The following is a 19,918-nucleotide window of genomic DNA, read 5'->3' as shown; positions in this document are numbered from 1 at the left end:
GCGCTGCGAGAACCCGAGTCCCCATGGCCGAGATCAAGAACTACACCCTCAATTTCGGGCCGCAGCATCCGGCGGCCCACGGCGTCCTGCGCCTGATCCTCGAGCTCGACGGCGAGGTGATCCAGCGCGCCGATCCGCACATCGGCCTGCTGCACCGTGCGACCGAGAAGCTCGCGGAGAGCAAGACCTATATCCAGTCGCTGCCCTACATGGACCGTCTCGACTACGTGTCCATGATGTGCAACGAGCACGCCTACTGTCTGGCGATCGAGAAGCTGCTCGGCGTCGACGTGCCGGTCCGTGCCCAGTACATCCGCGTGATGTTCTCCGAGATCACGCGCATCCTGAACCACCTGTTGTGGATCGGCGCGCACGGCCTCGACTGCGGTGCGATGAACATCCTCATCTACGCCTTCCGCGAGCGCGAGGACCTGTTCGACATGTACGAGGCGGTGTCAGGTGCGCGCATGCACGCGGCCTACTTCCGCCCAGGCGGCGTGTACCGCGACCTGCCGGACACCATGCCGCAATACCGGGTCTCGAAGATCCGCAACGCCAAGGCACTGGCGAAGATGAACGAGAACCGGCAGGGCTCGCTGCTGGACTTCATCGACGACTTCTGCCGTCGGTTCCCCAAGAATGTCGACGACTACGAGACGCTGCTCACCGACAACCGCATCTGGAAGCAGCGCACCGTGGGTATCGGCGTCGTGACGCCGGAGCGCGCACTGAACCTCGGCTTCACCGGTCCGATGCTGCGCGGCTCGGGCATCGCCTGGGACCTGCGCAAGACGCAGCCCTACGACGTCTACGACCGCGTCGAATTCGACATCCCGGTCGGCGCCGGCGGCGATTGCTACGACCGCTACCTGGTGCGCGTCGAGGAGCTGCGCCAGTCGAACCGCATCATCCAGCAATGCGCGGCCTGGCTGCGCGCCAACCCGGGCCCGGTGATCACCGACAACCACAAGGTCGCCGCGCCGGGGCGGGTGGACATGAAGTCCAACATGGAAGAGCTGATTCACCACTTCAAGCTCTTCACCGAGGGCTTCCACGTGCCCGAGGGCGAGGCCTACGCGGCCGTCGAGCACCCGAAGGGCGAGTTCGGCATCTACCTGGTGAGCGACGGTGCCAACAAGCCCTACCGGCTCAAGATCCGCGCGCCGGGTTTCGCCCATCTCGCGGCGATGGACGAGATGTCGCGCGGCCACATGATCGCCGACGCCGTGGCGGTGATCGGCACGATGGACATCGTTTTCGGCGAGATTGACCGATGACACTTTCCGAAGCCACCAAGGCGCGCTTCGACCGCGAGGTCGCCAAGTACCCCGCCGAACAGAAGCAGTCGGCGGTGATGGCCTGTCTGGCCATCGTCCAGCAGGAGCAGGGGCACGTGTCGGCCGATGCCGAGCGGGCCATCGCGGCCCACCTCGGCATGCCGCCGATCGCGGTGCACGAGGTGACCACCTTCTACAACATGTACAACCAGCAGCCGGTGGGGCGCTTCAAGCTCAACGTCTGCACCAACCTGCCGTGCCAGCTGCGCGACGGCGAGAGCGCGCTGCAGCACGTCTGCAAGCGGCTCGGCGTTGAACCCTACGGCAGCACGCCCGACGGCAACTTCACGGTCCAGCCGAGCGAGTGCCTCGGGGCCTGCGCCGATGCGCCAGTGATGCTGCTCAATGACCGCCAGATGCTGAGCTACATGACCGAGCAGCGGCTCGACGAACTGCTCGCGCTGCTGGCAGCGCAACCGAAGTGAGGGCGCCGACGATGCTCGACCTGTCGAAGTTCCAGGCCACCGGTCGCGAGACCTGTTTCCACGACCGTCACATCGGCGCACAAATCGTCGCCGGGCTCGACGGCCGCAACTGGCGCCTGAAGGACTACGAGGCGCGCGGCGGCTACCAGGCGCTGCGCAAGATCCTGCAGGGTGGCGAGGGCGTCGAGCCGATGACGCCGGACCAGGTGATCTCCGAGGTCAAGGCCTCCGGGCTGCGCGGGCGCGGCGGCGCAGGCTTCCCGACCGGGCTGAAGTGGAGCTTCATGCCGCGCCAGTTCCCGGGCCAGAAGTACCTGGTCTGCAACTCCGACGAAGGCGAGCCGGGTACCTGCAAGGACCGCGACATCCTTGCCTACAACCCGCACATCGTCATCGAGGGCATGATCATCGCGGCCTACGCGATGGGCATTTCGGTCGGCTACAACTACATCCACGGCGAGATCTTCGAGATCTACGAACGTTTCGAGGAAGCGCTCGAGGAGGCCCGCGCCGCCGGCTACCTGGGCAACGCCATCCTCGGCTCTGCCCACCGCTTCCAGTTGCACGCCTTCCATGGCTTCGGCGCCTACATCTGCGGCGAGGAGACGGCGCTGCTCGAATCGCTCGAGGGCAAGAAGGGCCAGCCGCGCTTCAAGCCGCCGTTCCCGGCCAGCTTCGGCCTGTACGGCAAGCCGACGACGATCAACAACACCGAGACCTTCGCCGCGGTGCCCTGGATCATCCGCAACGGAGGCCAGGCCTATCTGGAATGCGGCAAGCCGAACAACGGCGGCACCAAGATCTTCTCGATGGTCGGCGACGTCGAGCGTCCTGGCAACTACGAGATCCCGCTCGGCACGCCGTTCTCGAAACTGCTCGAGCTCGCCGGCGGCGTGAAGGGCGGCCGCGGCCTGAAGGCGGTGATCCCCGGTGGTTCGTCGGCGCCAGTGCTGCCGGCCGCGATCATGATGGACACGACGATGGACTACGACTCCATCGCGAAGGCCGGCTCGATGCTGGGCTCCGGTGCGGTGATCGTCATGGACGACACGCGCTGCATGGTCAAGAGTCTGCTGCGCCTGTCCTACTTCTACCAGCATGAGAGCTGTGGCCAGTGCACGCCGTGCCGCGAAGGCACCGGCTGGCTGTGGCGCATGGTCGATCGCATCGAGCGAGGCCATGGCCGGATGGAAGATATCGATCTGCTGAACTCCGTGGCCGACAACATCCAGGGGCGCACCATCTGCGCGCTGGGCGATGCGGCTGCCATGCCGGTGCGCGCGATGATCAAGCACTTCCGCGAGGAGTTCGTGCACCACATCGAACACAAGACCTGCACGGTCCCGGCCTACGTCTGACGGGACGCCCAAGATGGTTGAAATCGAACTCGACGGCCGCAAGGTCGAGGTGCAGGAAGGCAGCATGGTGATGCATGCCGCCGACAAGGCCGGCACCTACATCCCGCACTTCTGCTACCACAAGAAGCTCAGCATCGCGGCCAACTGCCGGATGTGCCTGGTCGACATCGAGAAGGCGCCCAAGCCGATGCCGGCCTGCGCCACGCCGGTGACGCAGGGCATGATCGTGCGCACCAAGAGCGACAAGGCGCTCAAGGCGCAGAGCTCGGTGATGGAATTCCTGCTCATCAACCACCCGCTCGACTGCCCGATCTGTGACCAGGGGGGCGAGTGCCAGCTGCAGGATCTGGCGGTGGGCTACGGCAAATCGGCCTCGCGCTACGAGGAAGAGAAGCGCGTCGTGCTGCACAAGGACGTCGGCCCGCTCATCTCCATGGAGGAGATGAGTCGCTGCATCCACTGCACCCGCTGCGTGCGCTTCGGCCAGGAAGTGGCCGGCGTGATGGAGCTGGGCATGATCCATCGCGGCGAGCACAGCGAGATCACCACGGTGGCCGGCGACACGGTCGACTCCGAGCTGTCGGGCAACATGATCGACATCTGCCCGGTCGGCGCGCTCACCAGCAAGCCCTTCCGCTACAGCGCCCGCACCTGGGAGCTGTCGCGCCGCAAGTCGGTCAGTCCGCACGATTCGACGGGCGCGAACCTGATCGTGCAGGTCAAGAACCACCAGGTGATGCGTGTCGTGCCGCTCGAGAACGAGGCGGTCAACGAATGCTGGATCGCCGACCGCGACCGCTTCTCCTACGAAGCCCTGAACACCGACGAGCGCCTCACCGCGCCGATGATCAAGCACGATGGGCAGTGGCGCACCGTCGACTGGAACACCGCGCTGGAATACGTCGCCAACGGCCTGAAGTCGATCCAGTCCGAGCACGGCGCCGCGTCCATCGGCGCGCTCGCCACCGCGCACAGCACGGTGGAAGAACTCTACCTGCTCGGGCAGCTGGTGCGTGGCCTGGGTTCGGACAACATCGACCACCGCCTGCGGCATGCCGAGTTCGACACGGTCGAGAAGGTGCGCTGGCTCGGCACGAGCATCGAGTCGCTGTCGACGCTGGACCGCGCCTTCGTGATTGGTTCGTTCCTGCGCAAGGACCATCCACTGTTCGCGCAGCGTCTGCGCCAGGCGGCCAAGCACGGTGCGCAGGTCTCCAGCCTGCACGCGCTCGCCGACGATTGGCTGATGCCGGTGTCTGCTCAGATCACCGCGGCGCCCAGCGCCTGGGTGGCCGCCCTGGCCGGCGTGGCCGCGGCAGTGGCGTCGCACACCGGCGCCGCAGCGCCGGTGGCGGCCGAGGCGAGCGAGCCGGCCAAGGTGATCGCCGCCTCGCTGCTGAGCGGGCAGCGCAAGGCGGTGCTGCTCGGCAACGCCGCGATCCAGCATCCGCAGGCTTCCCAGCTGCTCGCACTCGCCCAGTTCATCGCCGAGCAGACCGGTGCCACCTTCGGGGTGCTCGGTGAGGCGGCCAACAGCGTGGGCGCGCAACTCGTCGGGGCCCAGCCGCGCAGCGGCGGGCTGAACGCCGGTCAGATGCTGTCGCAGCCGCTGAAGGCCTACCTGCTGCTCAATGCCGAACCGGTGCTCGACGCGGCCGATGGCCGACAGGCGGCGGACACGCTGGCCCGGGCCGGCATGGTGGTGTCGCTGAGCGCCTTCAAGAGCGCCAACCTCGAGCACGCCGATGTGCTGCTGCCGATCACGCCGTTCACCGAGACCTCGGGCAGCTTCGTCAACGCGGAAGGCCGCGTGCAGGGCTTCCACGGCGTCGTCCGACCGCGTGGCGATGCCCGCCCGGCCTGGAAGGTCCTGCGCGTGCTCGGCTCGATGCTGGGCCTGCCGGGCTTCGGCTTCGAGACCTCCGAGGAAGTCAAGGCGCAGGCGCTGGGTGACGTGGCCGCGCTGGCGTCGCGGCTCGACAACGCCAGCCGTGCGAGCGTGGCGATCGCCGCAGATCGCCCCGCGCTCGAGCGCGTGGCCGACGTGCCGATCTACGCCAGCGACGCCATCGTGCGCCGCGCGCCGTCGCTGCAGGCCACCGCCGATGCAAGCGCACCGCGTGCCGGGCTGCCGACGGCGCTGTGGCAGCGCCTGGGGCTGGTTGAGGGTGGCCAGGTCCACGTGCAGCAGGGCAGTGCGTCGCTGCGGCTCGCGGCCTACCACGATGCCACGCTGGCACCGACTGCCGTGCGGGTGCCCGCCGGCCACGCCGCCACGGCGGCACTGGGCGCGATGTTCGGCGAGATCGCCGTCGAGAAGGCCTGAACATCATGATCGAGAGCTTCAACCAGTTCGGCAGCAGCCTGCTCGGCGGCTTCTGGCCCGTCGTGTGGAACCTGATCAAGATCGTGGCGCTGATCGCGCCGCTGATGGGTTGCGTCGCCTACCTCACGCTGTGGGAGCGCAAGGCCATCGGCTGGACGCAGATCCGTCCCGGCCCCAACCGCGTCGGTCCCTGGGGCCTGCTCACGCCGATCGCCGATGCGGTCAAGCTGATCTTCAAGGAAATCATCCTGCCGACGGCGGCCAACAAGGGCCTGTTCCTGCTCGGCCCCGTGATGACCATCATGCCGGCTCTCGCCGCCTGGGTGGTCGTGCCGTTCGGCCCGGAAGTGGCGCTGGCCAACATCAACGCCGGCCTGCTGTTCCTGATGGCGATCACCTCGATGGAGGTCTACGGCGTGATCATCGCCGGCTGGGCGTCGAACTCGAAGTACGCGTTCCTCGGCGCGCTGCGCGCCTCGGCGCAGATGGTCAGCTACGAGATCGCGATGGGCTTCGCGCTGGTGGTCGTGCTGATGGTGTCGGGCACGCTGAACATGACCGAGATCGTGCTCGGGCAGGACAAGGGGCGCTTCGCCGACATGGGGCTCAACTTCCTCAGCTGGAACTGGCTGCCGCTGTTCCCCATCTTCATCGTCTACTTCATCTCCGGCCTCGCCGAGACCAACCGCCACCCCTTCGACGTGGTGGAAGGCGAGTCCGAGATCGTGGCCGGCCACATGATCGAGTATTCGGGCATGGCCTTCGCCATGTTCTTCCTGGCCGAGTACGCCAACATGATCCTGATCTCGGCGCTCGCCGTGACCATGTTCCTGGGAGGCTGGCTGCCGCCGATCGACAGCGTCGTCTTCAACTGGATTCCGGGCTGGATCTGGCTGGGCCTCAAGACCTTCGTGGTCGTGACCATGTTCCTGTGGGTGCGCTCCACGTTCCCGCGCTTCCGCTACGACCAGATCATGCGGCTGGGCTGGAAGATCTTCATCCCGATCACGCTGATCTGGCTGGTCGTCGTGGGGCTGTGGATCCAGTCGCCGTGGAACATCTGGAAATAAGGAGGGCCTGACCATGTCCGCTGTGGCCTCCATCAAGGAATTCTTCAACACCTTCTTCCTTCTCGAACTGCTGAAGGGCATGAAGCTGACCGGCCGGCACTTCCTGTCGCCTGCCATCACGGTGCAGTTCCCGGAAGAGAAGACGCCGCTGTCGCCGCGTTTCCGCGGCCTGCACGCGCTGCGCCGCTACGAGAACGGCGAGGAACGCTGCATCGCCTGCAAGCTGTGCGAGGCGGTCTGTCCGGCGCTGGCGATCACCATCGAGTCCGAGGTGCGCGACGACGGCAGCCGCCGCACGACGCGCTACGACATCGATCTCACCAAGTGCATCTTCTGCGGCTTCTGCGAGGAAAGCTGCCCGGTCGACTCGATCGTCGAGACCCACATCTTCGAGTACCACGGCGAGAAGCGCGGCGACCTGTACTTCACGAAGGACATGTTGCTGGCCGTGGGCGACCGCTACGAAAACGAAATCGCCGCAAACAAGGAGGCCGACGCAGCCTACCGGTGACCCGGCCCTTGAGGGCCCGGACTTCGGTTGCGGACGACACCATGAACACAGAATCTGCGCTTTTCTACGTCTTCTCGGCGATCCTCCTGTTCGCCTCGTTCCGCGTCATCACCGCGCGCAGCGCCGTCTATGCCGCGCTCTACCTGGTGCTGGCCTTCTTCAACGCCGCCTGCGTGTGGATGCTGCTGGAGGCCGAGTTCCTGGCGATCTCGCTGGTGCTGGTCTACGTCGGGGCGGTGATGGTGCTGTTCCTGTTCGTGGTGATGATGCTCGACGCCAATGCCGACACGGTGCGCAAGGGCTTCTGGCAGCTGTTCCCGGTGGCCGGCACGATCGGTGCGGTGATCGCGGCCGAGATGATCTGGGTGCTGCGCCGGGGCTTCGACCTGCCCGAGGCGCCGCCGCTCGACGCCGCGGCCGCGCAGATGGGCAACACCAAACTGCTCGGCATCGAGATCTACACGCACTATCTGTATCCGCTGCAGATCGCCGCGGTGCTGCTGCTGGTGGCCATCATCGCGGCGATTGCCCTGACGCTGCGCAAGCGCAAGGACAGCAAGTACGTCGACCCGTCCGCCCAGGTGAAGGTGCGCAAGGCCGACCGCGTGCGCATCGTCCAGATGCAGCCCGAGCGTCCGCCGGTGCCGCCGGCACCGGCCGAACCGGCGGCCACCGGAGGGAAGTCATGAGCATCACGCTGGGCCATTACCTCTCGCTGGGCGCGATGCTGTTCGCGCTGTCGGTGATCGGCATCTTCCTGAACCGCAAGAACCTCATCGTGCTGCTGATGGCGATCGAGTTGATGCTGCTGGCCGTCAACCTGAACTTCGTGGCCTTCTCCCACTACCTGGGCGACATGGCCGGCCAGGTGTTCGTGTTCTTCATCCTGACCGTGGCCGCTGCCGAATCGGCGATCGGCCTGGCCATCCTGGTGGTGCTGTTCCGCAACCGTTCGACGATCAACGTCGACGAGCTCGACGCACTGAAGGGCTGAACCACGATCCAACGCAGGGAGGGGCCGGCGGGCCCGTCCGTTCGAAAGAGCAGAGAACAACAAGATGGCTGGACTTTCACAATCGATGCTGCTCGCCGTGCCGCTCGCGCCCCTGGTGGGCGCCGTGGTGGCCGGCCTGTTCGGCAATGCGGTCGGGCGGCGCGGCGCGCACAGCGTCACCATCCTCGGCGTGCTGATCGCCTTCGTCCTCTCGGCGATCACGCTGAAGGCCGTGGTGCTCGATGGCGCGCGCTTCAACGCCACGATCTACGAGTGGCTGGTGATCGGCGGCCTGAAGATGGAGGTCGGCTTCCTGGTCGACGGTCTTACCGCCATGATGATGTGCGTGGTGACCTTCGTCTCGCTGATGGTGCACATCTACACCATCGGCTACATGGAGGAGGACCCGGGCTACCAGCGCTTCTTCTCCTACATCTCGCTGTTCACCTTCTCGATGCTGATGCTCGTGATGAGCAACAACATGCTGCAGCTGTTCTTCGGCTGGGAAGCGGTGGGCCTGGTGAGCTACCTGCTGATCGGCTTCTGGTACACCAAGCCGACGGCGATCTTCGCCAACATGAAGGCCTTCCTGGTCAACCGGGTCGGCGACTTCGGCTTCATCCTCGGCATCGGACTGCTGCTGGCCTACGGCGGCACGCTCAACTACGGCGAGCTGTTCGCGCAGGCCCCCGAGCTCGCGAAGCTGGGCTTTCCCGGCACCGACTGGATGCTGATCACGGTGGCCTGCATCTGCCTCTTCATCGGCGCGATGGGCAAGAGCGCGCAGTTCCCGCTGCACGTCTGGCTGCCCGACTCGATGGAGGGCCCGACCCCGATCTCGGCGCTGATCCACGCGGCGACGATGGTGACCGCCGGCATCTTCATGGTCGCGCGCATGTCGCCGCTGTTCGAGCTGTCCGACACCGCGCTGTCCTTCGTGATGGTGATCGGCGCGATCACCGCGCTGTTCATGGGCTTCCTGGGCATCATCCAGAACGACATCAAGCGTGTGGTCGCGTACTCGACGCTGTCGCAGCTGGGCTACATGACGGTGGCGCTCGGGGCCTCGGCCTATTCGATCGCCGTGTTCCACCTGATGACCCACGCCTTCTTCAAGGCGCTGCTGTTCCTCGGAGCCGGCTCGGTGATCATCGGCATGCACCACGACCAGGACATCCGCAACATGGGCGGCCTGCGCAAGTACATGCCCATCACCTGGATCACCTCGCTGCTGGGCTCGCTGGCGTTGATCGGCACGCCGCTGTTCTCGGGCTTCTACAGCAAGGATTCGATCATCGAGGCCGTGCACGCCAGCCACCTCTGGGGTTCGGGCTTCGCCTACCTGGCGGTCGTCGCCGGCGTGTTCGTCACGGCCTTCTACTCGTTCCGGATGTACTTCCTGGTGTTCCACGGCAAGGAGCGCTTCCGCGACAAGCCCTTCCCGGGCGAGCACGACCACCACGACGAGCACGACGACCACGGCCATGCCGGGCACCACGATCCGCACGAGTCCCCCTGGGTCGTGACGGTGCCGCTGGTGCTGCTGGCCATCCCGTCGGTGCTGATCGGCTACCTGACGATCCAGCCGATGCTGTTCGGGGACTTCTTCAAGGACTCGATCTTCGTCAATGCCGCCGCGCATCCGGCCCTGGAAGAGCTGGCCGAGGCGTTCCACGGCGCCGCGGCGATGGCGCTGCACGGTCTGCAGACGCTGCCGTTCTGGCTGGCACTCGCCGGCGTGGTGACCGCCTATGTGTTCTACATGCTCAAGCCAGGCATCCCTGCCGCGATCGCGCGCACGCTGTCGCCGATCGTGCGTCTCCTCGAGAACAAGTACTACATGGACTGGATCAACGAGAACCTGCTGGCACCGGCCGCCCGCGGCCTGGGGCGCGGCCTGTGGAAGGGCGGCGACGTGGCCGTGATCGACGGTGCGATCAACGGCTCGGCGCGACTGGTCGGCTGGTTCGCCACGCTGACCAAGCCCTTCCAGTCCGGCTACATCTACCACTACGCACTGGTCATGATCATCGGCGTGTTCGCGCTGATGACCTGGTTCGTGTGGCTGGCCAAGTGAGCGAGGACGACTGACATGGGTCTGCTTTCGCTCGCCATCTGGATGCCGATCGTGTTCGGCGTCGTGCTGCTCGCTGCCGGGCGTGACGAGCACGCCGGCGTCGTGCGCTGGATCGCGCTGGTCGCCGCGGTGCTCAGCTTTGCCGTCACGCTGCCGCTCGTCACGGGCTTCGACACCGCGACCGCGGCTATGCAGTTCAGCGAGAACCTCGCCTGGATCGACCGCTTCAACGTGCGCTATCACCTGGGCGTCGACGGCATCTCGGTGTGGTTCGTGCTGCTCACGGCCTTCATCACGATCATCGTCGTCATCGCCGCCTGGGAGGTGGTCACGGAGCGCGTCAACCAGTACATGGGCGCCTTCCTGATCCTGTCAGGCCTGATGGTCGGTGTGTTCTCGGCGCTCGACGGGCTGCTGTTCTACGTGTTCTTCGAGGCCACGCTGATTCCGATGTACATCATCATCGGCGTGTGGGGCGGCCCGCGGCGCGTCTATGCCGCGTTCAAGTTCTTCCTCTACACGCTGCTCGGCTCGCTGCTGATGCTGATCGCGCTGATCTACCTGTACTACAAGTCGGGCGGCAGCTTCGAGATCCTCGAGTGGCACACGCTGCCGCTGCCGATGACGGCGCAGACGCTGCTGTTCTTCGCCTTCTTCGCCGCCTTCGCGGTCAAGGTGCCGATGTGGCCGGTGCACACCTGGCTGCCCGACGCCCACGTCGAGGCACCGACCGGCGGCTCGGTGGTGCTGGCGGCCATCATGCTCAAGCTCGGCGCCTACGGCTTCCTGCGCTTTTCGATGCCGATCGCCCCGGACGCCAGCCACGAATGGGCCTTCTTCGTCATAGCGCTGTCGCTGATCGCCGTGCTGTACATCGGCCTGGTGGCGCTGGTGCAGCAGGACATGAAGAAGCTGGTGGCCTACTCGTCGATCGCCCACATGGGCTTCGTGACGCTGGGCTTCTTCATCTTCAACGAACTGGGCGTGTCGGGCGGCATCGTGCAGATGATCAGCCACGGCTTCGTCTCGGGCGCCATGTTCCTGTGCATCGGCGTGCTCTACGACCGTGTCCACTCGCGCGAGATCGCGTCCTACGGCGGGGTGGTCAACACGATGCCGAAGTTCACCGCGCTGGCGGTGTTCTTCGCCATGGCCAACTGCGGCTTGCCGGGTACCGCCGGCTTCGTCGGCGAGTGGATGGTGATCCTCGGCGCCGTGAAGTTCAATTTCTGGATCGGCCTGCTGGCCGCCACGACGCTGATCTTCGGTGCCGCCTACACGCTGTGGATGGTCAAGCGCGTCTACTTCGGCGCGGTGGCGAACGACCACGTGCGCGAACTGACCGACATCAACGGCCGCGAGTTCTTCATGTTGTCGCTGCTGGCCGCCGCAGTGCTGTGGATGGGCGTCTACCCGAAGCCCTTCACCGACGTGATGCAGGTCTCTGTGACCGAGTTGCTGAAGCACGTGGCCGTCTCGAAGCTGAACTGATCGCCAGGCCACCTCTATGAACGACATGAACTGGCTCGCCATCTACCCCGAGATCGTGCTGCTCGCGATGACCTGCGTGATCGCGCTGGTCGATCTGTACTCGCGATCACCCAAGCGCACCCTGACCTATGTGTTGTCGCTGGCGACGCTGGTCGCCGTGGCGCTGATGCATCTCAGCTACTTCCGGGGCGGCTTCACGCTCTACGCGATGCAGGGCATGGTGGTGGCCGATCCGATGGGCCATCTGCTGGCCTTCTTCGCCACCGTCGCGACCTTCATCACGCTGGTCTACGCGCGCCCTTACGCCGCCGACCGCGAGCTGCTGAAGGGCGAACTGTTCACGCTGGCGCTGTTCTCGCTGCTCGGGATCTCGATCATGATCTCGGCCAACAACTTCCTGGTCATCTACCTGGGCCTGGAATTGATGTCGCTGAGCCTGTATGCGCTGGTCGCGCTGCGCCGGGATCACGCGGTGTCCACCGAAGCGGCGATGAAGTACTTCGTGCTGGGCGCGCTCGCCAGCGGCTTCCTGCTGTACGGCCTGTCGATGATGTACGGCGCGACCGGCTCGCTCGACCTGGGCGAGGTGTTCAAGGCCATCGGCACCGGGCAGATCAACAAGCAGGTGCTGGTGTTCGGCGTGGTGTTCGTGGTCGCCGGCCTGGGCTTCAAGCTCGGCGTCGTGCCCTTCCACATGTGGGTGCCCGACGTCTACCAGGGCGCACCCACGGCGGTCACGCTGATGATCGCCGGTGCGCCGAAGCTGGCCGCCTTCGCGATCACGATCCGCCTGCTGGTCGAGGGCATGATCGGCCTGGCGCTCGACTGGCAGCAGATGCTCATCGTGCTGTCGGTCGCGTCGATGGTGATCGGCAATGTCGCCGCGATCGCGCAGAGCAACCTCAAGCGCATGCTGGCCTATTCGGCGATCGCCCAGCTCGGCTTCATGCTGCTGGGTCTGACGCCGACCGTGATCTCCGGCAACACCTTCTCGGCCGCCAACGGCTACAGCTCGGCGATGTTCTACCTGGTCACCTACCTGCTGACCACGTTGTGCACCTTCGGCGTGATCATGGTGCTGGCACGGCAGGGCTTCGAGGCCGAGGAGATCGATGACCTGCGCGGGCTGAACCAGCGCAACCCGCTGCTCGCGGCCATCATGGGCGTCTGCATGTTCTCGCTGGCGGGCATCCCGCCGGCGGTGGGCTTCTACGCCAAGCTCGCGGTGCTGCAGGCGCTGGTGTCGACCAACGTCACCGGCTACATCGTGCTGGCTGTCGTGGCGGTGCTGCTGTCGCTGGTGGGCGCCTTCTATTACCTGCGCGTCGTCAAGACCATGTACTTCGACGAGCCGGCCGCTGGCCCGGCGCTCGTCGCAGCGCCGACCGAGGTGCGCGTGCTGTTGTCGCTGAATGGCGCCGCGGTGCTGGTGTTCGGCCTGCTGCCCGGTGGTCTGATGGCGCTGTGCGCCGACGCCATCCGGCTCGCGCTGGCCACCTGAGGCCGGTATGACGACTTCGCCCGCCGTCTGGCTGGTGCTCGCCCTGGCGCTGCTGGCGGCCAATCTGCCGTTCGTCAATGAACGGTTGTTTGTCGTTGGCCCGCAACGGACGCCAGCCAAGCCGCTCGGCTGGCGCCTGCTCGAACTGCTGAGCCTGGGCGCGCTCGTCGTGCTGCTCGGCATGGGGCTCGAGGCCCGCATCGGTCAGCGCCACCCGCAGGGTTGGGAGTTCTATGCGGTGATGCTGTGCCTGTTTTTCACGTTCGCGTTTCCCGGCTTTGTTTGGCGTTACCTTCGGCGCCACCCTCCTGGCTGAACCCGGATCGCGATGAGTGCCGCACCCGACGGGATGTCCCCCGCCAACGATCGCCATCTGCGTGAGGACTGCGTCACCAGCACCCAGGTCTATCGCGGCCATTTTCTCGACGTGCGCCGCGACACGGTGCGCCTGCCGGACGGTGGCGAGGCGGCCCGCGAGTACATCGTCCACCCCGGGGCCGTGATGATCGTGCCGTTGCTCGACGACGGCCGCCTGGTCGTCGAGCGGCAGTTCCGCTATCCGTTGCACCGTGCCTTCATCGAATTCCCGGCCGGCAAGCTGGACGCCGGCGAACCCGTGCTGCATTGCGCGGTGCGCGAACTGGCCGAGGAGACCGGCTACCGGGCGCGTGAATGGGCGCGGGCCGGTCTGCTGCACAACGCCATCGCCTACTCCGACGAAGGCATCGAGGTCTGGTTCGCGCGTGGTCTGGTCGCCGGCGAGCGCCATCTCGACGCCGGCGAGTTCCTGGACGTCTCCACGGTCACGCTCGAGGAACTCGAGGCGATGGCCGCGAGCGGCGAGCTGACCGACGCGAAAACGTTGATCGGCATGCTATGGCTCACGCATTGGCGCGCCGGGCGTTGGGTTTTGCAATGGCAGCCTGCACCGACGGGCCCCATTGGCGCATGATGGCGGCATGAAGGTTCTGAGTCTGCGTTGCACGCACGGTCACGGCTTCGAGGGCTGGTTCGGCTCCGAAGACGATTACCGTTCTCAGTGCGAACGCGGGCTGGTCGAATGCCCGCTGTGCGGCAGCGGCGACGTGAGCCGCCTGCCCAGCGCGCCGCGACTGAATCTCTCGCCCTCGCGTGCGGTCGAGTCGGCGGCCGCGGCGCCGACGCCCGAGCAGCAGAGCGTCGAGGCGCTGTGGCTGCGCGCGGTGCACCACGTGATGGCCCAGACCGAGGACGTCGGCGAGCGCTTCGCCGACGAGGCGCGCCGCATCCACTACGGCGAGACCGCCGAGCGCGGCATCCGCGGCCAGGCCAGCGCCGAGCAGACCCAGGCGCTGCGCGAGGAGGGCATCGAGGTGCATGCGCTGCCGGTGCCCAAGGCGCTCAAGGGCCCGTTGCAGTAGAGCCCTCGTCGCCCGCGGCGCGGCTGGCGCCGCTTCGCTCAGAGCAGGCGGCCGGGGTTCATCAGCCCCTGAGGATCGAGGGCCTGCTTGATCGAGCGCATCAGCGCCAGCGCCACCGGCGACTTGTAGTGCTGCAGTTCCTCGCGCTTGAGCGCGCCGATGCCGTGCTCGGCCGAGATCGAGCCGCCATGCGCCTGGACGGCGTCGTAGACGATCCGGTTCACGGCCCGCTCGTGCTCGCGCAGGAAGGCCGCCGCGTCGGTCCCTTCCGGCGCCTGCACGTTGTAGTGCAGGTTGCCGTCGCCGAGGTGGCCGAAGTTCACCAGCCGGACGCCCGGCACGGCGGCCTGCAGCCGGGCGTCGGTGGCGGCCACGAAATCGGGGATGCGTGACACCGGCAGCGCGATGTCGTGCTTGATGTTCAGGCCTTCCTCGGCCTGGGCCAGCGGGATGCTCTCGCGCAGGTGCCACAGCTGCCTCGATTGCTGCACGCTCTCGGCCACCGCGGCGTCGACGATCGTGCCTGCCTCGAGCGCGTGCTCGAGCAGGCCTTCGAACAGCGTGCGCGCATGCGCCTCGTCCTCGATGTCCGATTGTTCGAGCAGCACCGTCCACGGGCTGGGCGCCAGCGGGCGCGGCAGGGCAGGGAAGTGCTTCTCGACCAGCGACAGCGCGAAACGCCCCATCACCTCGAAGCCGGTGAGCCCGGCGCCGAGCCGGGCCTGGGCTCGCTGCAGCAGGGCCACGGCGTCGGCCAGCGTCGCGCACGCGGCCAGTGCGGTGCAGCGGGCCGCCGGCTGCGGGTGCAGCTTCAGCGTCGCCGCGGTGATGACGCCCAGCGTGCCTTCGCTGCCGATGTACAGGTCGCGCAGGTCGTAGCCGGTGTTGTCCTTGCGCAGGCCGCTCAGGCCGTCCCAGATCTCGCCGCTGGCGGTCACCACCTCGAGGCCCAGGCACAGTTCGCGCGCATTGCCGTAGCGCAGCACCTGGGTGCCGCCGGCATTGGTGGCCAGGTTGCCGCCGATGGTGCAGCTGCCTTCGGCCGCCAGGCTCAGCGGAAACAGCAAGCTGTGTGCGGCGGCCGCCTCCTGCACCGCCTGCAGCACGCAGCCGGCCTCGACCGTCATCGTCGAGTTGGCGGTGTCGACGGCGCGTACGCGGTTCAGGCGCGCCAGACTCAGCAGCACCTGGCGGCCGCCCGTGTCGGGCACGCCGCCGCCGACCAGGCCGGTGTTGCCGCCCTGCGGGACCAGGCTCGTGCCGTGCGCAACGCAAGCCCGCACCACCGCCGCCACTTCGCCCGTGCTGCCGGGGCGAACCACCGCCAAGGCCTTGCCGCGGTAGCGCTTGCGCCAGTCGATCTCCCAGGCCGATCGGTCGCCATCGGTCAGCACCTGCGCCGGCCCCAGCGCGGCGCGCAGCGCATCGAGCAGCGAAGCGCTCATGTCGGGGCGCCGGCAGCGGCCTGCTTGAAGCGCCAGCGCACGTGCAGCGCGCAGGCGGCGAACAACGTCAGGCACAGCACGATCTCCAGCCCCGCGAGCCACGCGCTCAGGCCACGGTCGCCGCTGGCGCGCACCACGCCCTCGATGAAGTAGAGCCATACCAGCAAGCTGACCCAGCGGTAGGTGTACATGCGCCGCTTCAGCAGGCCGGCCAGCGGCAGCGCGAGCGGCAGCACCTTGAACGCCAGCATGCCGCTGCCGGTCGGCGCCAGCCAGAGCTCCCACAACAGACCGAGCACGATCAGGCCGAGCAGGCTCCCCACCGCGACGGCTCGCGTGCCGTCCACTGCATTGCATCGAAACATGGCTGGCATCATATCGAGCATGACCGTTCCCGATCTCCTGAAGGCCGGCTGGCGCGAACGCATCGCGCTGCTGGCCGAGACGCTGCAGACCTGGCCCTGGCTCGACACACTGAAGACCCTGCGCCAGCGCTTCCGCGAAGACCGCCTCGGGCTCACCGCCAGCAGCCTGACCTTCACCACCACGATCGCACTGGTGCCACTGGCCACCGTGACGCTGGCGATCTTCAGCGCCTTCCCGATGTTCGGCCAGTTCCAGGGGGCGCTGGAAAAGTACTTCATCCAGTCGCTGGTGCCCGATGGCATCGCCAAGCCGGTGCTGGGCGCGCTGACGCAGTTCGCCGGCAAGGCGCACCGGCTGGGGACTGTCGGCCTCGTGGTCCTCGTGCTCACGGCGCTGGCGCTGATGCTCACGATCGATCGCACGCTCAACGCGATCTGGCGTGTGCGCAAGCCGCGGCCGATCGCGCAGCGCGTGCTGGTCTACTGGGCCGCCGCCACGCTCGGTCCGCTGCTGCTGGGCGTGAGCCTGACGCTCACCTCCTACGCGATCTCGGCTTCGCGCGGTGTGGTCGGCGCCATGCCGGGCAGCCTGAGCGTGTTGCTCAATGCGCTGGAGTTCGGCCTGCTGGCTGCGGCGATGGCCGGGCTGTTCCACTACGTGCCCAACACCGAGGTGCGCTGGCGCCACGCACTGGCGGGCGGGCTGTTCGTGTCGGCCGGATTCGAGCTGGCCAAGAAGGGCCTGGCCTGGTACCTGGCCCAGGTGCCGACCTACTCCACGATCTACGGGGCCTTCGCCACGGTGCCCATCTTCCTGATCTGGCTCTACCTCGGCTGGGTGATCGTGCTGCTCGGCGCTGTGATCGCCGCCTACGCACCGAGCCTGTCGATGCACATCGTGCGGCAGCCCAACACCCCGGGCTACCGCTTCCAGGCGGCCGTGCAGCTGCTGCGCGAGCTGGCCGCGGCGCGCGCGCGCGGGGAGCGCGGCCTGGGCCTCGTCGGCCTGGCGTCCACGCTGCGCACCGATCCGCTGCAGATCGAGCCCTCGCTGGAGCGGCTGGTCGAGCTCGACTGGGTCGGCCGCCTCGACGAGGCCGGCGAGAAGCGCTACGTGCTGCTCTGCGACCCGAACACGACGCCGGCGCAGCCGCTGCTCGCCGCGCTGCTGCTCGACCCCGGCCCCGGTTTGCGGGGGTTCTGGCAGCGCGCGCGCTTCGGCGAGATGACGCTGCAGGAGCTGATCTGATCCCGGGTCGGGGGGGGGGCCGCGATCCCATCAGATGGTCACGCTCCTAGTTCCTTCTGTGGCCCTCGCCGGGGATTCTGGGTATATTGAATTCAACGGCATCTCGAAGGAGCCCATCATGAAAGTCAGCGACATCCTGCGCGTCAAGGGGGGCACCCTGTTCACCGTCACGCCCGCCCAGCCCCTGGCCGAGGCGTTGCGCACCATGGCGGAGCGCGACATCGGCTCGCTGGTGGTGATGGAGCACGGCGACGTGGTGGGCCTGCTGACCTTCCGCGAGGTCATCCAGGCCATCGTCGGCAATGGTGGCAATGTGGGCGACACCATCGTGCGCACGGTCATGGAAGACCACCCGATGACCTGCACCCCCGACACCGAGATCGACGAGGTGCGCCGCATGATGCTCGGCCGCCATGCCCGTTACATGCCGGTGCTGACCCAGCGCACCCTGATGGGCGTGATCTCGTTCTACGACGTCGCCAAGGCGGTGGTCGACGGGCAGGATTTCGAGAACCGCATGCTCAAGGCCTACATCCGCGACTGGCCGGTCGAGGAAGATTCCGCCCCGGCGCCCCAGCAGTAGCGCCGCAGTCGCAACCGCGGCGTTACAGGGGCCCCACCCGGACGTGAGGCATTTGGCAGGGACCCCGCTGCAGGGGTATCGGGGTGTTACCACTTCAGCCGCGCTTCATCTGAAACGCCGATGCTCTCCGCATGGGATGCGGGAGAGCCATCATGAAGCTTCGATTTCGGCGCTTGGGTCGCGGTGTCGCGTCGCTGGGCCTGGCTGCGGTGGTGTGCAGCAGTGCGGCCGTCGAGACGGCGCCCGGCGAGGACACGGCCCCGAACGCACCGTGGGCCGTGCAGCCGGCATCACCGTCCTGGCCGTCGAGGGCGCAGTCCGAACTGCGCGACGCGACGCGTCAGGAGGCTGCCTTCAAATTCAGCATCGTCGAACTGCCGCGCTATGACGTGCCCGGTGCCGGCCGCCCGCGCCGCGCTCACCACGCACTGAGCATGAGTTCCGAAACGCCGCAGCGCATGCTGCGCTCCATCGGCGTCGAGGCCACCGACTGCGCCACACGCTTGCGGCTGCCGACCCGGCTGCGCCAGGACCGCGATGGCTCCAGCGTCGAGATGCGCGCCCACCTCGGGCTGGCCTGCCGATTCTGAGCATCTGAGCGGCGGGGCCGGGCTCGAGGTTGACGGCACGGGCCGCTGTCACAATGCGGTTTGAGTTCCGCATTTGCCCCGAATCATGTCCGGCAGCACCCTCGGCCACTTGTTTTGCGTCACCAACTTCGGTGAATCCCACGGACCGGCCATCGGTTGCGTGATCGACGGCTGCCCGCCCGGCATGAGCCTGAGCGAGGCCGACATCCAGCCCGAGCTCGACCGCCGCCGTCCCGGCACCTCGCGTCATGTGACGCAGCGCAACGAACCCGACGCGGTGGAGATCCTGTCCGGCGTCCACGAGGGCCGCACCACCGGCACGCCGATCTGCCTGCTGATCCGCAACACCGACCAGCGCAGCAAGGACTACGGCAACATCGTCCAGACCTTCCGCCCCGGCCACGCCGACTACACCTACTGGCACAAGTACGGCCTGCGCGATCCGCGCGGCGGCGGTCGCAGTTCCGCGCGCCTCACCGCACCGATGGTCGGCGCCGGCGCGGTGGCGAAGAAGTGGCTCAAGGAACACCACGGCATCGCCTTTCGCGGCGGCATGGCGGCGCTGGGCGAGATCGACATCGCCTTCGAGGGCTGGCAGCACGTGCCGGACAACCCCTTCTTCGCGCCCAACGCCAGCCAGATCGGCCAGCTCGAGGACTTCATGGACGCCTTGCGCAAGGAGGGCGATTCGGTCGGCGCGCGCATCGTCGTCGAGGCCACCGGCGTGCCGGTCGGCTGGGGCGAGCCGCTGTTCGACAAGCTCGACGCCGACATCGCCCACGTGATGATGGGGCTCAACGCCGTCAAGGGCGTCGAGATCGGCGCGGGCTTCGCGAGCGTCGCGCACCGCGGCTCGATGCACGGCGACGAACTCACGCCCCAGGGCTTTCGCTGCAACCACGCCGGCGGTGTGCTCGGCGGCATCAGCACCGGGCAGGACATCCGCGTATCGATCGCGATCAAGCCCACCAGTTCGATCCGCACGCCACGCCAGTCGATCGACCTGCAGGGCCAGCCGGCCACGGTCGAGACCTTCGGCCGCCACGACCCCTGCGTCGGCATCCGCGCCACGCCGATCGCCGAGGCGCTGCTGGCGCTGGTGCTGATGGACCATGCACTGCGCCACCGCGCGCAGTGCGGCGACGTGCGCCTGCCCGTGGCGCCGATCGCGGCGCACCTGCCGGACGCCTGACGGG

General features: G+C 67.3%; 20 protein-coding genes. 18 read left to right on the top strand and 2 right to left on the bottom strand.

Annotated features, from left to right (window positions below):
• The first annotated feature begins 23 nt into the window (after positions 1-23).
• From C1M51_RS01195 to C1M51_RS01130, 14 genes are all read left to right on the top strand, one after another.
• On the top strand, positions 24-1,277 hold the full coding sequence (locus C1M51_RS01195) for an NADH-quinone oxidoreductase subunit D (protein WP_129447874.1): 1,254 nt from the start codon (positions 24-26) through the stop codon (positions 1,275-1,277).
• Positions 1,274-1,762 carry an NADH-quinone oxidoreductase subunit NuoE gene (gene nuoE, locus C1M51_RS01190; RefSeq protein WP_129447873.1) on the top strand — a complete coding sequence of 163 codons (489 nt, stop codon included), beginning with the start codon at positions 1,274-1,276 and terminating at the stop codon, positions 1,760-1,762. Before C1M51_RS01195 ends, nuoE begins: the two co-directional genes overlap by 4 nt.
• An 11-nt stretch (positions 1,763-1,773) precedes the next feature.
• Complete coding sequence (gene nuoF / locus C1M51_RS01185) at positions 1,774-3,120, top strand: NADH-quinone oxidoreductase subunit NuoF (protein ID WP_129447872.1); 1,347 nt, start codon at positions 1,774-1,776, stop codon at positions 3,118-3,120.
• A 13-nt stretch (positions 3,121-3,133) separates the two neighbouring features.
• Positions 3,134-5,446: an NADH-quinone oxidoreductase subunit NuoG gene (gene nuoG, locus C1M51_RS01180; protein ID WP_129447871.1), complete on the top strand. Its 2,313-nt coding sequence runs from the start codon at positions 3,134-3,136 to the stop codon at positions 5,444-5,446.
• Positions 5,447-5,451: 5 nt separating this feature from the next.
• Entirely contained in the window at positions 5,452-6,516 is a 1,065-nt protein-coding gene (nuoH, locus tag C1M51_RS01175) for an NADH-quinone oxidoreductase subunit NuoH (RefSeq protein WP_129447870.1), read from the top strand.
• Between the two features lie 13 nt (positions 6,517-6,529).
• On the top strand, positions 6,530-7,027 hold the full coding sequence (gene nuoI, locus C1M51_RS01170; protein WP_011829010.1) for an NADH-quinone oxidoreductase subunit NuoI: 498 nt from the start codon (positions 6,530-6,532) through the stop codon (positions 7,025-7,027).
• A gap of 41 nt (positions 7,028-7,068) precedes the next feature.
• Positions 7,069-7,716: an NADH-quinone oxidoreductase subunit J gene (locus C1M51_RS01165; protein ID WP_129447869.1), complete on the top strand. Its 648-nt coding sequence runs from the start codon at positions 7,069-7,071 to the stop codon at positions 7,714-7,716.
• A complete protein-coding gene (nuoK, locus tag C1M51_RS01160) occupies positions 7,713-8,021 on the top strand; it encodes an NADH-quinone oxidoreductase subunit NuoK (RefSeq protein WP_011829012.1) in 309 nt (102 codons plus the stop codon). The genes C1M51_RS01165 and nuoK overlap by 4 nt, the downstream gene beginning before the upstream one ends.
• 64 nt (positions 8,022-8,085) lie before the next feature.
• Positions 8,086-10,098, top strand: a complete 2,013-nt coding sequence (gene nuoL / locus C1M51_RS01155) for an NADH-quinone oxidoreductase subunit L (protein ID WP_129447868.1) — start codon at positions 8,086-8,088, stop codon at positions 10,096-10,098.
• Between the two features lie 15 nt (positions 10,099-10,113).
• The gene (locus C1M51_RS01150; RefSeq protein WP_129447867.1) at positions 10,114-11,589 is read left to right on the top strand and encodes an NADH-quinone oxidoreductase subunit M; all 1,476 of its coding nucleotides are present in this window, start codon (positions 10,114-10,116) and stop codon (positions 11,587-11,589) included.
• A 16-nt stretch (positions 11,590-11,605) separates the two neighbouring features.
• Entirely contained in the window at positions 11,606-13,090 is a 1,485-nt protein-coding gene (nuoN, locus tag C1M51_RS01145; protein ID WP_129447866.1) for an NADH-quinone oxidoreductase subunit NuoN, read from the top strand.
• Positions 13,091-13,097: 7 nt separating this feature from the next.
• Entirely contained in the window at positions 13,098-13,406 is a 309-nt protein-coding gene (locus tag C1M51_RS01140) for a DUF2818 family protein (RefSeq protein WP_129447865.1), read from the top strand.
• Positions 13,407-13,418: 12 nt separating this feature from the next.
• Positions 13,419-14,042 carry an NUDIX domain-containing protein gene (locus C1M51_RS01135; RefSeq protein WP_129447864.1) on the top strand — a complete coding sequence of 208 codons (624 nt, stop codon included), beginning with the start codon at positions 13,419-13,421 and terminating at the stop codon, positions 14,040-14,042.
• A 7-nt stretch (positions 14,043-14,049) separates the two neighbouring features.
• Entirely contained in the window at positions 14,050-14,490 is a 441-nt protein-coding gene (locus C1M51_RS01130) for a DUF1178 family protein (protein WP_129447863.1), read from the top strand.
• Between the two features lie 38 nt (positions 14,491-14,528).
• Here the strand turns inward: C1M51_RS01130 and C1M51_RS01125 are convergent, their stop codons facing one another.
• A complete protein-coding gene (locus C1M51_RS01125) occupies positions 14,529-15,935 on the bottom strand; it encodes an FAD-binding oxidoreductase (RefSeq protein ID WP_129447862.1) in 1,407 nt (468 codons plus the stop codon).
• Complete coding sequence (locus C1M51_RS01120) at positions 15,932-16,321, bottom strand: DUF2069 domain-containing protein (protein ID WP_129447861.1); 390 nt, start codon at positions 16,319-16,321, stop codon at positions 15,932-15,934. The genes C1M51_RS01125 and C1M51_RS01120 overlap by 4 nt, the downstream gene beginning before the upstream one ends.
• Between C1M51_RS01120 and C1M51_RS01115 the strand changes: the two genes are divergently transcribed.
• The 4 genes from C1M51_RS01115 (at position 16,320) to aroC (ending at position 19,914) form a co-directional block, all read left to right on the top strand.
• A complete protein-coding gene (locus tag C1M51_RS01115; RefSeq protein WP_409072616.1) occupies positions 16,320-17,549 on the top strand; it encodes a YihY family inner membrane protein in 1,230 nt (409 codons plus the stop codon). The two genes, C1M51_RS01120 and C1M51_RS01115, sit on opposite strands and share 2 nt — an antisense overlap.
• A gap of 118 nt (positions 17,550-17,667) precedes the next feature.
• Positions 17,668-18,132, top strand: coding sequence for a CBS domain-containing protein (locus tag C1M51_RS01110; RefSeq protein ID WP_129447859.1), 465 nt, complete (start codon positions 17,668-17,670; stop codon positions 18,130-18,132).
• A gap of 152 nt (positions 18,133-18,284) precedes the next feature.
• On the top strand, positions 18,285-18,722 hold the full coding sequence (locus C1M51_RS01105) for a hypothetical protein (protein WP_129447858.1): 438 nt from the start codon (positions 18,285-18,287) through the stop codon (positions 18,720-18,722).
• Between the two features lie 85 nt (positions 18,723-18,807).
• Positions 18,808-19,914, top strand: coding sequence for a chorismate synthase (gene aroC / locus C1M51_RS01100; RefSeq protein WP_129447857.1), 1,107 nt, complete (start codon positions 18,808-18,810; stop codon positions 19,912-19,914).
• Positions 19,915-19,918: the final 4 nt, after the last annotated feature.

Origin of the sequence: Methylibium sp. Pch-M (assembly GCF_004136295.1) — a bacterium.
GTDB lineage: Bacteria > Pseudomonadota > Gammaproteobacteria > Burkholderiales > Burkholderiaceae_C > Methylibium > Methylibium petroleiphilum.
This window is presented reverse-complemented; position numbering and strand designations above follow the sequence as displayed.

Coding starts and splice junctions, on each gene's coding strand:
- C1M51_RS01195 (WP_129447874.1), top strand. CDS start 24: ATGGCCGAGATCAAGAACTACACCCTCAATTTCGGGCCGCAGCATCCG.
- nuoE (WP_129447873.1), top strand. CDS start 1,274: ATGACACTTTCCGAAGCCACCAAGGCGCGCTTCGACCGCGAGGTCGCC.
- nuoF (WP_129447872.1), top strand. CDS start 1,774: ATGCTCGACCTGTCGAAGTTCCAGGCCACCGGTCGCGAGACCTGTTTC.
- nuoG (WP_129447871.1), top strand. CDS start 3,134: ATGGTTGAAATCGAACTCGACGGCCGCAAGGTCGAGGTGCAGGAAGGC.
- nuoH (WP_129447870.1), top strand. CDS start 5,452: ATGATCGAGAGCTTCAACCAGTTCGGCAGCAGCCTGCTCGGCGGCTTC.
- nuoI (WP_011829010.1), top strand. CDS start 6,530: ATGTCCGCTGTGGCCTCCATCAAGGAATTCTTCAACACCTTCTTCCTT.
- C1M51_RS01165 (WP_129447869.1), top strand. CDS start 7,069: ATGAACACAGAATCTGCGCTTTTCTACGTCTTCTCGGCGATCCTCCTG.
- nuoK (WP_011829012.1), top strand. CDS start 7,713: ATGAGCATCACGCTGGGCCATTACCTCTCGCTGGGCGCGATGCTGTTC.
- nuoL (WP_129447868.1), top strand. CDS start 8,086: ATGGCTGGACTTTCACAATCGATGCTGCTCGCCGTGCCGCTCGCGCCC.
- C1M51_RS01150 (WP_129447867.1), top strand. CDS start 10,114: ATGGGTCTGCTTTCGCTCGCCATCTGGATGCCGATCGTGTTCGGCGTC.
- nuoN (WP_129447866.1), top strand. CDS start 11,606: ATGAACGACATGAACTGGCTCGCCATCTACCCCGAGATCGTGCTGCTC.
- C1M51_RS01140 (WP_129447865.1), top strand. CDS start 13,098: ATGACGACTTCGCCCGCCGTCTGGCTGGTGCTCGCCCTGGCGCTGCTG.
- C1M51_RS01135 (WP_129447864.1), top strand. CDS start 13,419: ATGAGTGCCGCACCCGACGGGATGTCCCCCGCCAACGATCGCCATCTG.
- C1M51_RS01130 (WP_129447863.1), top strand. CDS start 14,050: ATGAAGGTTCTGAGTCTGCGTTGCACGCACGGTCACGGCTTCGAGGGC.
- C1M51_RS01125 (WP_129447862.1), bottom strand. CDS start 15,935: ATGAGCGCTTCGCTGCTCGATGCGCTGCGCGCCGCGCTGGGGCCGGCG.
- C1M51_RS01115 (WP_409072616.1), top strand. CDS start 16,320: ATGACCGTTCCCGATCTCCTGAAGGCCGGCTGGCGCGAACGCATCGCG.
- C1M51_RS01120 (WP_129447861.1), bottom strand. CDS start 16,321: ATGCTCGATATGATGCCAGCCATGTTTCGATGCAATGCAGTGGACGGC.
- C1M51_RS01110 (WP_129447859.1), top strand. CDS start 17,668: ATGAAAGTCAGCGACATCCTGCGCGTCAAGGGGGGCACCCTGTTCACC.
- C1M51_RS01105 (WP_129447858.1), top strand. CDS start 18,285: ATGAAGCTTCGATTTCGGCGCTTGGGTCGCGGTGTCGCGTCGCTGGGC.
- aroC (WP_129447857.1), top strand. CDS start 18,808: ATGTCCGGCAGCACCCTCGGCCACTTGTTTTGCGTCACCAACTTCGGT.